This window comes from Nocardiopsis sp. iso_237, from assembly GCF_056173345.1.
Genome location: NZ_CM149669.1, coordinates 4128626 through 4140969, shown reverse-complemented (window position 1 = coordinate 4140969; position 12344 = coordinate 4128626). Strand labels below are relative to the sequence as shown.

Sequence of the window (12344 nt, the reverse complement as noted above, 5' to 3'; positions counted from 1 at the left end):
GTTCCCGAATAGGGGGCCAGGGCCGGAGCGCTGTTCGGATGAGTGTCCTAACGCCGCTTCACCAGCACGTCCATGCCATCAGGGACGATGACCTCCGTCGTCGAGGGAGGCCGGACCGTCATGGTGGTCGAGGGAGTGTCCGTTTCCCTGGAGGGAGTCCTGCCGGGACCTGAATCGGTTCTGGTCGCAGAGGTAGTTTTCTGAAGTTCTTCGATCGACATGCACTTCAGCGCGACCCCCTCGCCCTGCCTCCACGTGACGGGGGATTCTGCTCCGACCAGGTGAGCCCACCCGGTCGACGGCACTCCGATCCACCGGATGCGATGCGGATCGTAGCTGGTCAGCCAGTTCACACCGTGCTCATCAACTTCGAAAGCCGCCAGGAGGTGTCCTTTGCGATAGGCCAGGACCAGGGCGACGTCGTCTGGCTCGAACGCGAGGAGGGACCGGGAATTGGAATTGTAGGGGTTCCAGTCGCCGAGCGTGACCTCGGCTTCCGTGAGGTTGCCCTGTTCCACCGAGGGCCAGGTGCGGTTGACGTTGACGAAAACGACAGTCTGGCGTGGGCGTTGTGCAGGGGGCGTGGTCATCGGAGCTCCTCGCGTTCGGGCTCCCTCACCTGGAAGCCGACGCGATCGAGCGTAGTATTTGGGAGCGGCACTTTCTGGGTGAACGGGAGCCGTGTGGCCACACACGCGCACCGTGCGGTCCAAGGGGCGCCATGGGATCCTGGTCCGGATATGAGTACTGAACCCGGAAGCCTCAGTACCTACCTGCTGATCCTCAGCGAACGCGAGGCCGTGGCCTGGGTGTTGGCCCACGAACGGATGGCCTTCCCTGCCACTCGGCGTGCGGAGGTGGATCGGCTCGCGTAGGTCCGAGAATCCGTCGCCATTGAACCGGTGTCTCCGCATGAGTGCCGTGGCTGGAGCGGGTTCATCGGATTCCCCGTTCAGCGCGGCCGGGACTGATAGCCGGGAGTCAGCCCGAGCGTGTGAATACCACGCCGCTCGACCGTAATCCGTGGACCAACATCCATGTACTGGTTAGCGTCCTGCTCGCCCATACCTGAGCCGGACCCGCGGAGCCGTGAAGTCAACGGACAACGGTGCTAGGTGTACTGACCACAGAGGTTAGGAACAGCCCGGCAGCGATTTGACAACAAGAGAGGGCCTCCAACATAGGTGTGGATTGTCTAGATCAACACCTGAAGTAAGTCAGGAGGCCCTCCGGGGCCCACATTACCCATGCCAACGCCCTTCTCATACCCGCCGGGCGCCTCGGGTTGCCCGCTGCGTGGTCTCGTCGACCGATGGCCGCTGCGCAGGGCCGCAGAACGCTTCCAGGCCAGTGTGAGCACCACCAAACGCTGGGCCGACCGCTACCGCACCCACGGCCCGGCGGGCATGGTCGACGCTTCCAGCCGCCCCCACCAGAGCCCTCGAGGTACCCTCACCCGCCGCGAGCGACGCGTCATCAAACTCCGTGTCACCAAGCGGTGGGGACCCGCCCGGATCGGCGGCCACCTGGGTATGTGCGCCTCGACTGTGCATCGGATCCTGACCCGCTACCGCATGCCCCGCCTGTCCCACCTGGACCGGGCCACCGGGCGTGTGGTGCGCCGCTACGAACGTGAGCGGCCCGGCGAGTTGGTGCACGTGGACATCAAGAAGCTCGGCAACATCCCCGATGGGGGCGCTCCCAAGGCCGCAAGAACCGGTCCGGGGCCGGTTACGCCTACCTGCACAACGCCGTGGACGACCACTCCCGGCTGGCCTACACCGAGATCCTGGCCGACGAGAGGAAGGAGACCGCCCTCGCCTTCTTCGAACGCGCCCGCACCCACTTCGCCTCGGTCGGCATCACCGTGGAGCGGGTACTGACCGACAACGGGTCCTGCTACAGATCCCACGCCTGGCGTGATCTGCTCCGTGACCAGGGCATCAAGCACAAACGCACCCGCCCCTACCGGCCCGAGACCAACGGCAAGGTCGAGCGGTTCAACCGCACCCTGGTCGACGAATGGGCCTACGCCCGCCCCTGCACCAGCGAGACCGAGAAGGGGGAGGCGTTCCCGGGATGGCTGCACGAGTACAATCACCACCGGTTCCCCACCGCGATCAGCGGCCCTCCCGCCTCCCGCGTACCTAACCTCTGTGGTCAGTACAGCTAGGGCGCTTCTCCGCTGCCAGCAGGCTCTTCTGACGGTTCGTGGTCATCGAAGAGTTCCATGTCGACATCGCCGAGCCTCCAGTGCTCGGAGAGCGAGTCCAGACGTTCCTGGCCGGCCGGGTGCCCCTCCTGGATCGCGGCGTGGTAGAAGTGCTCAGGCCCACCACCGATTCCCCGATACAGGTCACCGGCCTCGATGAGTACGCTGACCCCAGCAGTGGCGAGAGCTCGTTCGTACCATTTCCGGGAGGCGGTCGCCTGGCCTCGCATGGTCAGGTCGGATGACAGGAGCACCATGCCCAGGGGATCTCCTCTCTTCGCGGCTTCCCGCCAATAGCGTTCCCCTTCGTCTTCCTCGCCCATTCCTTCGTACAGGGTTCCCAGGTGAGAGAGCGCCTTGACGAACCCCTTAGCGGCGGACTGGAGGAACCAGGTCTCGGCTTCGTCGAACCTCTCGGTCTCGTGGAGGACTTTGCCGAGTTCGAAAGCGATCTCCGGTATGTCGAGGGAAACCATGGCTTCGCGGAGTAGGCGTTCAGCGACACGGTATTGGCGAGAGCCTGACAGGAAGGTGCCGAGCATCATCTTGCTGACGGGGTCGCCTTCTTTGGCGGCGTAACGGAGGACGATGAGGGCAGACCTTGTGTCGCCTTCATTCAAGGCGTTCAACGCGACACTTGACGGGTCCTTGGTGTTGGCCGCGGCGATAAGCCGGAGCTCAACGGGGATAGCAACCGCACGGGTGCTTTCGAACAGGAGTTCCGTTGGTTGCCAGCCTCTGCCCTCGAGGTGAAACAGGAGACCACCGCCCTCCGGGTACGGTTGAGCCGCCCACTCGAGCTCTGCCGTGTACGAGATCCCCGCGGGGATCTCGACGCCGGACCGGAGAAAGAAGTGGGACTCGAGTAGCAGCGCATCACTGACGTGAGGCAAGCCCGCGCGAACGAGCGCGGCCGCGGTCGCGGCGATGTGCTTCCCCAGTCTGTGCTCTGCCTGAGCCCGGGTAAGAGCGCTGTCCGGTGCGGGGAGCGGAGTGCCGTCTTCCATCTCGGGGAGGTCACTGTCCTCACCGAAAAAGGCATCCCAGACATCAGTCTCCTCGCTCGGCCGCTCCAAACGAGTTCGGGGAACAGAGCCGTGCACAGGAAGCGATGGCGCTGCCGCGTTCCGTCCAGAGGGTAGAGGAAGTGTGGTCACCCTCATCAGAAGTTCCTGTGCGCTTGGCCTGGCCGCGGGGTCCTTGGCCAGACAGTCTCTGACGATGCCCAGGAAGGGTTCCTCGAGGCCGTCGAGAACGGGTTCACCCTCAACCAACTGGCGCATCCACGCGGCGACCGAGCTTACGGGGAACGCCTGTCGGCCGGTCGCGGCGAACACGAGCACGGTCCCCCAAGCGAAGACATCGACAGCGGGGGTGAGAGGCACGTTGTTCAACTGCTCCGGCGCCATATAGCCAGGTGTGCCGATCTGCCCGCTCGGGAGCACAGACGCGGACTCGAGAATTCTGGAGATGCCGAAGTCGATGACCCTGGGGCCGTCCGCCGCCAACATGATGTTGTCCGGTTTGAGGTCCCGGTGCAGCACACCGGCCGAGTGGATCGCGGTGAGAGCGGTGGCCGTGGTGACAGCGAGCCGGTGGAGGTCAACCCCTCGTCTGGGACCGTCGTTCAGAACAGCGTCACTCAGGGACGGACCTCTGATGTACTCCGTCGCGATCCAGGGGACCGGGCCGTGCGGATCAGCGTCCAGCACCGGAGCGATGCAGAAGGAACTGACTCGTTGGATCTGTTCAAGCTCCTGTTCGAAACGTGTCCGCGCTGCCGCGTCCCCTGTCAGCTGAGAGTGCAGGATCTTGACCGCTGCGCATTCACCATCTCCCTTCTCACCGAGGTACACCTCGCCGAACCCGCCTTTACCCAACTGCCTGAGCAGGCGGTAGCCTCCGACGCTCGGTGGAGGCCAGGCGGGGGAGTTCGACACGATGTGCCTTTCCGGGTCAGGATCGCGGACGTGCACGATAAGCCGTGTGGGGTTTGTTTATTGATGCCCTGGAGGGATTGCCTGCCCTTCGCCGGGCGGGGGATCACCTTGTCCCGAAGGCATCCGAGGTACTGGAGGCAGGTGACGGCCACAGATCCCGGCCGGTCAGGTGAGGCAGGAGCCCTGACAGCAGGCCGGAGCCCGGCTGGTCGGGCAAGAGCGTCCGCAACCCGGAAAGAGCCCATCCCCGGAGCGCTTCAGCTGTTGCCGTGTCGAGTTTGAAGTGCCGGATGCCTATGAAGCGGTCAGGATTGGCCGCGTCCACGGCATCATCGGCGGGTCGCACGATGAACTCGGCACAGACATGGCCCCGCCGGGCCATGGCCAGCAGTTGGCAGAGCTCCTGTGCGTGCCGGGGGTAGAACCAGAAACTGGCGGTGGCTCCGACTGACGCCAGCACCGGTGCGTCGATGCTGAGGATCAGCGGAGCCTCGTCGGTCTCGGGATACTTGACCACGAGGGGGTGGGTGCCCCACTCCAGGACCCTTCGAGCGGCCTCCACTTGGTTCGGTTCCTCGAGAACGACCGACAACCAGGGGAGCGTCCCCCAAGAGCTCGGTCCGGTCTCGTCCTGGACGAAGCGTGTGCTCTGGGAAATGTGTGTGGTGTACACGTTGAGGCAGTCGTCCTCGAACACCTGGTCCGTATTGCGGTCCATCAACAGGGTGCGCTCGTAGTCGGATAGGAGGTTGACAGCCGCGAACGAGGTGTCCCTCGTGCGGATGAAGGCGTCACGGAGGCTGGTCCAAACGGAGTGCTCCAGTGGTGGAAGCCCAGTCAGTTCGGAGGCCTCTTCTTGTGCCGCCAAGGCGAACTGCGCTCGCTCCATCGCTTCGCCCAGCGAGTACAGGTGCCCGATCTCAGCAGTGGCCCAGGCGAACGACTCCTCCCATCGGGCAACCTCGAGATCTGCAACCGGGTGGGCGAGATACTTCTGTGCGTGATCATCGACGGCCTTGTTACCCGTGATCAGGCGGATGGGGCTTCCCTGGATGTTGTCGAAGGGGCGAGCACTCAGACAGGTCCAGGCTTGGAGTGTCTTCTCGTCCCGCACCCCCCAACAACCGATGAGCTCATGCCGGAGGCGTTCCCGGTTGACGATCGCGCCGCGCTGGGAAGCCCAGTACTGCAGGAGACAGTCGGCCACTCCCTCCGGGTTCCAAGCGTGAATGCCCAGCTCCCAAGGCCGTGGATGGCCCCACACCGTCTGCGATTCGAACCGGCTCCGGACAAGGCGCACCAGAGAATTCCGAATTTTGCCTCCCGGGGCGGGTGCCACGAACACCTCACGCGATCCCAACCATGCCGCGACGTCGGCGTCGGACTCACCGGAAACCAGTCGTTGGAGCACACGGGTGACGAGGGTGGCACGAAGGAGGTCCAGATCGCCCAGGTCGTTCCGGAACTTCTCCGACACCAGTACGGGATGCCCTTCCAGTCCCTCAAGGATCACGGTACTCACCTGTGCGAACCATGCCGCACGGAGTTGGGCCAACGGGGCCGCCGCATTCGTGCTCATGGGACCTTTCCAGAGGGGAGGATAGGAGTAAACCAGAACGGCTCACGGTCCTGGTACCTGATACCGGTATGGCAGGCATCGTCTGAGCGGCCAGTGACGGGAACCCGCTCTGAGAGATGGGCGCCTGGGGGCGGCCCGCCAACCGGGCTTTACCAACGGTTTGGCTGACTGGCGTGTGGCCGCTGACCGCCCTCGATTCGGACTCGTTCGTTATCCGGAGGCACGGGCCGCGCCGGAGTGGGCCCAGGCACTGGACCGGAACGAGTTGTGAGCCCTGGTGGAGGAGCCCTGGGGTTCGACCGCAAGACCGTCCGCCGCTATACGCATGCCCCGACCCTGGAGGACTTGCCCGTCGGCGTCGGCCGCTGGGGCACTCCCAACCAGCTCTACCTGGCCTGCCTGCACCAACGGTGGAATGAGGGGTGCACGGACGTGGTTCGGCTGTGCGTGGAGATCCGCGAGCGGGGATTCAAGGATCCGAATGGTTTGGTGATTGTCCGAAAGCGGTCACACCCGAGTCGGTTCGGGAGAACGCGGGTTCTCTAATGTGACCAGGTGTGAGTAACTCAGAACCCCCTCGTGACTACGCGTCCTGGATCAGGGACTTCGACAACCTTGTGGGCCGGGTGTTCGCCCTGGGCTCGGAGGCGGTGGCCGACGAGATCGCCGCCCGGATGCCCGAGAGCGCCGAACCCGGGACCCCGCTCGGGCAGTTGAGGTCGCTGCTGCTGAACCGTGCCCGCCTGCTCGTGCGGCCCTGGGACCGGGCCGAGGCGGCCTGCACCCTGCACGAGATCGTCAGGCATCGGCCCGAGGTACTGGAGTGGCTGACCCGCGTGGAGCGGGCACTGCCTCCGGTGCGGTTGGCGCTGCGCGGGCCGGATCCGACACCGGACGATCCCCGCCTCGTGCGGACACTGACCGGCCACCGCGCCCCGGTGTGTGCGGTGACCTGGTCTCCCGACGGCGAGCGTCTGGCCACGGTCGGCGCCTACGACGCCTCCGTGCGGATTTGGCATCGCGATGGCTGGCGGGAGGAACATCGGATCGACATCGAGGGGGCCGCGCTGGACGACGGCCAGTGGAGCCCCGACGGTCGGTGGCTCGCGGTGCTGGGCAGAAGCAACCGGTTCCCCGACATCGGTGAGTGCGACCCGGATGACATCCACGGTTGGGAGTCTCGCGTCGAGCACGTGAGCATGGTTCTGGTGTTCGATACCGGTACCTGGCAGGAGGTCGCCGCGACCCCCACCGCACCGCGACCGAACCACGGGGACCATCCGGTCTTCAGCTGGTCGCCCGACTCACGCACCATCGCCATCGGGGAGAACAGCAGCGTACGCCTGTGGGAGTTCGGGGCAGTGGAGGAAACACCTCGGACCGAGCCCCTGCCCGGCTCGGAAGTCGGCCCCCTGCCCGCCGGGGCGAAAAGGGTCGAGGAGATTCACTGGCGCCCTGACGGAGTTCTGGGAGCCCGGGTCTGGACGGAGCGACCGGCAACTGAAGGACACAGGCCGCCGGTATTCGTACACGTGGACGTGGCCTGGCCGGATCCGCTTTCGGCTCCCGATCACTGGACTCTGGGTGAGGACGTCGAACCAGGGGACGGGTACCAGGAGCCCCGCATTAAAGCCGTGGCCTGGTCACCCGACAGGAGCAGGCGGGCCGTGCTGCGCTCACGCAATCGGGGGTGGTCGGACCTCGTCCTGTGGGACACCCGCGAGACGGATGAACCCGCGGAGTTCGCCCGCATCGACATCGCCCCGGAGGAAACGACCGCGCTGGCCTGGTCGCCCAGAGGAGACCTCCTGGCCACCGGCGGGGAGAGTGGTGCACGCCTGTGGCGGCCGGAAGCGGGGGAGAGCCTTCCCCACGGCTTCGACATGTCGGTCAGAAGGCCGGTGTGGAGCCCGGACGGCGCTCAGGTGGCCGTGCATGCCTGGGAGGGGAACGACGAGTGGTTCGTGTTTGACATCCGGGACCCGGCGCACCCCACCGCGGTGGGGGAGGAGTGCCCCTTCCCCCGACGGGACCCGGAGGAAGAGCGGGAGCGGATCAGCGAGGCACGGATGGAGGGCCGGGGCTTCGACAAGTACACGAGCTATTACGGACACTACGCTCCTGACGCGGTCAGCTCTGACGGTGAGTTGTACGCCACGACCGGGGGTCGCGCCATCTTCCTCCTGGACCTGGTCAAAGGGCGCAACCGAAAGATGGCGGAGGACGAGAGCTGGGCCCGGTGGGGAGAGCTCGCGTTCTCCCCGAACGCGGACCACGTGGTCAGTTCGCAGCAGGGCTCGGCCGCCGTCGAGGGAAACGATGACTGGGTGAAGGAGGTGGTGTTGACCGTGTGGGAGGTTTCCACCGGCCGGATACTGGCCCGCGAGCGCATCCGGGGAGACCTCGCTGAGAAGGGCCGCCTGCACGACTTCCCCGTAGGGCTCGCCGTGAGCCGGACCCACCTGGCCTGGTGCGGCGGACACGGCACGATCGCGCTGCACGACCTCGAGACCCTCCGACCCCTGAGCCGGACCAGGCTCGGCGAGGAGACGCGATCGGTTTCCTTCTCCCCGGACGGTTCCACCCTCGTCGCGATGGGCCACTACGGGGTACGCGTCGCCAGCGTGGTGGGTGCGGATACGTGAGTTCCCGCTTGCATTGCTGAACAGAGTGGTGGGGGTTCCTCGCGCTACGAGGGGCTCTCCTCGGTCCACGCTCTGAGGCGTTCTCGCCCCACCTCACTGCCTTCGCGAACCGCGGCTCGATAGAAGTCTTCCGCTTCCGGTGCCCCCAGAGAACGGTAGAAGTCTCCTGTTTCGACGAAGGCTCGGACTCCGTGAGCCTCCAACACACGCTGGTACCACAGGCGCGCTTCTTCGGGAAAACCGCACAGACTTCGGTCGAAAGACCACAGGACCATGCCCATGGGGTCGCTCTCTTCGGCCGATTTCAGCAGCCAACCTCTGGCTTGCTCCTCTTCCCGTTGCTGTTGATAGAGCACAGCTAGTTGCCCCATCGCCCTGGTCGAACCGGCGTGGGCGGCTTTCCGGTACCAGTGCTCAGCCTCGTCGTCCCTTTCCGTTCTGTGCAGGAGGGTGCCGAGGTCGAGCATGTGCGCCGGCATACCGGTCTCGGCGACCAAGGAACGCAGGAGGGGCTCGGCGCGTCGATGATCCTCGGCGTTCAGGGCGATGAGCGCCAACAACCCCTTCGAGGCAAGGTCGCCCTGTTCGGAGGCCTGAGTGAGGATGGACAGGGCGATGTCGAACTGGTTCTCGGTGATGGCGTTCATCGCGATCTCGGCGACTGCTCCCTCGCCGGTGGTGTGGTTCGCGGCCGCGAACCACAACTCGCGTGGAACAGGCTCGGTGGCCTGGGCCAGGAGGCTTTCGGTGGGGCGCCAGTCCTTGCCCAGCGCGCTGAGTAGCAGTCCTCCTCCTGCCGGGGCGGGTTGATAAGCCCAGTCGAGTTCTTCGACGAACGAGGAGTCCTCGGACAGGCTCACGCCGCGAAGATGCACGGAGTGCGTGTCGGAGAGCAGAGTGGTGGGAACCTCGGACAACCCGGCCCGCACCAGGTCGGTGACGGTGCGGGCCAGCGCGTACGCCAGGGGGTGTTCCGTGGGCGGTCGGGTGACCGGAACAGTGGGCGGTGCTTCGGAGGGCTGCGTGGGAACCGGACCGTACAACCACACCTGGGGCAGGCCGACCTGGCCTGCTGACTGGTGGTTGGTGGGGGCCGCCTGCCCTACTGGTGGGGGGCGGGCCCGGTCGAGGTCAGTCGGAGCGTGGGCGGGACATCCTGTCCCCTGGTGGGTGAAGCCTCCGCGGCTGAAGTGTCGTACCACCCCGCCGAATGAGTTTCCACCAGCCGGTCCATGAGGTCCCTGGCGATGGGCCGTTGGGCTGGGTCCCTGTGTAGGCAGTCCAGCACGATTTTGAGCAGCGGTTCCCTGGTAGCGCCGGTCTCCGGGCTTCCGTGCAGAACCTGTTCCCGCCACGCTTCTCCGTTCCCCGCGGAGAACGGAGAGCGCCCCGTCGCCGCGAACACCATGACACAACCCCAGGCGAAGACGTCCACCGCTGTGCTGAGCGGCGCATTTTGCAACTGCTCGGGGGCCGCGTATCCCCTCGTGCCCAGAAGACCGCTGGGCGTCACAGACGTCGCCTCCAGGAAACGGGAGATCCCGAAGTCGATGACGCGAGGTCCCTCGGGTGGAAGCAGGATGTTGGCGGGTTTGAAGTCGCGGTGAATCACCCCGCGGCTGTGGATCACGGCCAGAGCATGGGATGTGCGTGAAGCCAGTCGGTACAGGTCCGCTCCGGAGCGCGGCCCCTCCGTCCGTACCGCTTTCTGCAGGGTTGGGCCATCGACGAACTCGGTGGCGATCCAGGGCACCGGGCCATCCGCATCCGCTGCGATGATCCCCACGACGTCGGGACCTTGGACATGCTGTAGCTGGGCGATCTCGCCTCGGAAACGCCTTCGCACCTCAAGGTCCTCCACCAGGTCCCAATGGAGGAGCTTGACCGCGGCGCGCTGCCCGCTCTTGTGCTGGCCGAGGTACACGGAGCCGAAGCCTCCCCGCCCCAACCAACGGACGAAGTGGTAGCCGCCGACCGGGGGAGGGGACCATTGATCGCTGACAGACACCGAAGGCCTTTCCAGGGCTGGGCCGGGGAGTCGGATTTCCGTGTCAGAGCCTACTGGCCTCGTGAGTAGTGAACGGAGTCAGGTTGAACAGAAGTGGCACCGGCATCAGGACCAGGGGTCCAGGTGGGTCGGTCGGCGCAGAAGCTCCGCCAGGGGCCCGTGACCCGGACGGATGAAGCTCAGCAGTTGATCGTTGGACATCGGCCCCTCGGGCAGGAGGCGCCGAAGACGGGAGAGAGTCCACGGGAGGACCTTGTCCACGGTGTCCTCATCCAAGGGCAGGTTGTAGGTACCGATGGGGAAGGCCTCGTCGTGCTCCAGTTCCTCGTTCCAGCGGAGTTCGACAAACTCGAGGCAGAAGCTCCGGCGCTGGATGATGAGCAGAAGCCGACACAGGTCGTGGGCCTCACGGGGGGAGAACGTGAAACCCGCATCGACACCGGCGTCGTTCAGGGGGCGCATGTCGAGGAAAAGCCGCGGGGAGGCGGACGCCCCCGCGGGAAGCGAGAACCCGACCTTGAGGACACGATGCCCCAGAACCTTCCGCGCGGCTGCGACCTGCTCCTCCCCTCGGACCACGATCGATCCCCAGGGAACCTTCCCCCACATCCCCACAGCGGTCCGTTCGGGATCCTCCCGGGTGTTCTCCACATTCTGAGCGATGTATACGGTGGCGCAAGCTTCCGTGAAAAGGCGGTCTTCATCGCGATCGCCCAGCAGAAACACCTCGTGCGCGGTCAGGGCGCTGAGAGTGCGGCGATGATGTTGTTCCTGTTCCGCCATGAGCTCGCGCACCCGCCGGGAAGGGATGATCAGGTTCTCAGGGAACCCGTCCGTCTTCATGCTGAGGTCGAGGAAGATCCGGGCTTCCCTGAGCTGTCGGATCTGGCGTCCGAACTTGACCAGATACGTCTGACGGCTGTAATCCCAGGTGAGGGATTCAGCCCACTGCCTGGAGCTTCTGCGGGCCAAGGTCGAATGCAGGCAGGCCCTGCCGAGCCCGGCGACCTTGCGTTCCTCCCCGTCGAAGACGTCGAAATTCTCCACGTGGTCATCGAACGGCCCGAGGGGGCGCTCCAACCAGGCATCGATGAGTTCGGGGATTTCGATCCCCAGGCCCCAACAGCCGACCAGCTCCCGCCGGAGCCTTTCCCGAGGAACAACGGCGGCTCGTTGCGAGGTCCAGTACTCGGTCAGGGCATCGGACACCCTGCGCGGATCCCAAAGGCCCGTCCCGCCCATACTCATGTTCACGAGACTCCACAGGGTGTGGTTCTCCCAGCGCCGGTGGATCTCTTGAACCAGGGAGGAGAGTTCCTCCATGGGGACCGGGGAAGCGAAGACCTCCAGAGGGTGAAGCCACTTCGTGATGGAGTCCGGTGCCTCACCGTTGAGATGCCTCTCGGCGATGAGTGCCACCAGAACGGCCCGTGTGATGTCGATGTCGCCGAGGTCCGCTCGGTATTGGTGGGCGGCGAGCGCGGGGTGCTCGCCTGCCCCCTTCAACACTGTCGAGCTCAACTCCGAGAACCAGCCTGAACGTTCGGTGTCGAAGTACTGTTCCATGGTTCCTTTCCGTAGGAGTGTCGGGTGAAGTACAGCAGATCCAGAGGCTTCTGCCGAACCCGGAAGGCGAATCCGGAGCCGTCGTGTGGTCCAGAAGCGAGCAGGAACAGAGATGTCCCCCTAACGGAGGACAAGTCATCTGTCTGAGACCTGCGGGGGCGCCTGTTGTTGGTGGATGCCAGAAGTTTTTCCTTTTTAGTGGTTTTGCGGAGTTGGATGGACCGAACTACGTGAAAGGATAAAAAGTGGACGCCGGGCTAGGAAAATCCGAGCGTTAAGGGAAAAATGGTTCCGATGTCCCTGAACCCTGACGTTGCACGTCTGGTGACGGATGCCTCAAAACGCTGGCGGGCCGTCCCGCGACGACACGGACCCACGCAACATCCTGCTCGTT

Annotated in this window: 8 protein-coding genes and 1 pseudogene; 3 read left to right on the top strand and 6 right to left on the bottom strand. The window is 65.2% G+C overall.

What is annotated here, in order from left to right; translation table 11 throughout:
* Positions 1–47 precede the first annotated feature (47 nt).
* The gene (locus tag AC0VYM_RS18910; protein WP_475454021.1) at positions 48–590 is read right to left on the bottom strand and encodes a hypothetical protein; all 543 of its coding nucleotides are present in this window, start codon (positions 588–590) and stop codon (positions 48–50) included.
* 150 nt (positions 591–740) lie between these two features.
* Here AC0VYM_RS18910 and AC0VYM_RS18905 point away from each other — a divergent pair, with 150 nt between their 5' ends.
* Together AC0VYM_RS18905 and AC0VYM_RS18900 are read left to right on the top strand one after the other, a co-directional pair.
* On the top strand, positions 741–875 hold the full coding sequence (locus tag AC0VYM_RS18905; protein WP_475454019.1) for a hypothetical protein: 135 nt from the start codon (positions 741–743) through the stop codon (positions 873–875).
* Positions 876–1240: 365 nt separating this feature from the next.
* Positions 1241–2173 (top strand): annotated as a pseudogene (locus AC0VYM_RS18900) (IS481 family transposase).
* Here AC0VYM_RS18900 and AC0VYM_RS18895 read toward each other — a convergent pair.
* Complete coding sequence (locus AC0VYM_RS18895) at positions 2170–4152, bottom strand: protein kinase domain-containing protein (protein WP_475454017.1); 1983 nt, start codon at positions 4150–4152, stop codon at positions 2170–2172. The pseudogene AC0VYM_RS18900 and the gene AC0VYM_RS18895 overlap by 4 nt on opposite strands.
* A gap of 103 nt (positions 4153–4255) precedes the next feature.
* A complete protein-coding gene (locus AC0VYM_RS18890; protein ID WP_475454015.1) occupies positions 4256–5674 on the bottom strand; it encodes a hypothetical protein in 1419 nt (472 codons plus the stop codon).
* A 614-nt stretch (positions 5675–6288) separates the two neighbouring features.
* Between AC0VYM_RS18890 and AC0VYM_RS18885 the strand changes: the two genes are divergently transcribed.
* Positions 6289–8376, top strand: a complete 2088-nt coding sequence (locus tag AC0VYM_RS18885) for a WD40 repeat domain-containing protein (protein ID WP_475454013.1) — start codon at positions 6289–6291, stop codon at positions 8374–8376.
* 44 nt (positions 8377–8420) lie between these two features.
* Here the strand turns inward: AC0VYM_RS18885 and AC0VYM_RS18880 are convergent, their stop codons facing one another.
* The 3 genes from AC0VYM_RS18880 to AC0VYM_RS18870 all read right to left on the bottom strand — a co-directional run bounded on the left by AC0VYM_RS18880 (position 8421) and on the right by AC0VYM_RS18870 (position 11950).
* The gene (locus AC0VYM_RS18880) at positions 8421–9236 is read right to left on the bottom strand and encodes a tetratricopeptide repeat protein (RefSeq protein WP_475454011.1); all 816 of its coding nucleotides are present in this window, start codon (positions 9234–9236) and stop codon (positions 8421–8423) included.
* A 242-nt stretch (positions 9237–9478) separates the two neighbouring features.
* Complete coding sequence (locus AC0VYM_RS18875) at positions 9479–10384, bottom strand: serine/threonine-protein kinase (RefSeq protein WP_475454009.1); 906 nt, start codon at positions 10382–10384, stop codon at positions 9479–9481.
* Positions 10385–10489: 105 nt separating this feature from the next.
* Positions 10490–11950, bottom strand: coding sequence for a hypothetical protein (locus tag AC0VYM_RS18870; protein ID WP_475454007.1), 1461 nt, complete (start codon positions 11948–11950; stop codon positions 10490–10492).
* Between the last annotated feature and the right edge of the window lie 394 nt (positions 11951–12344).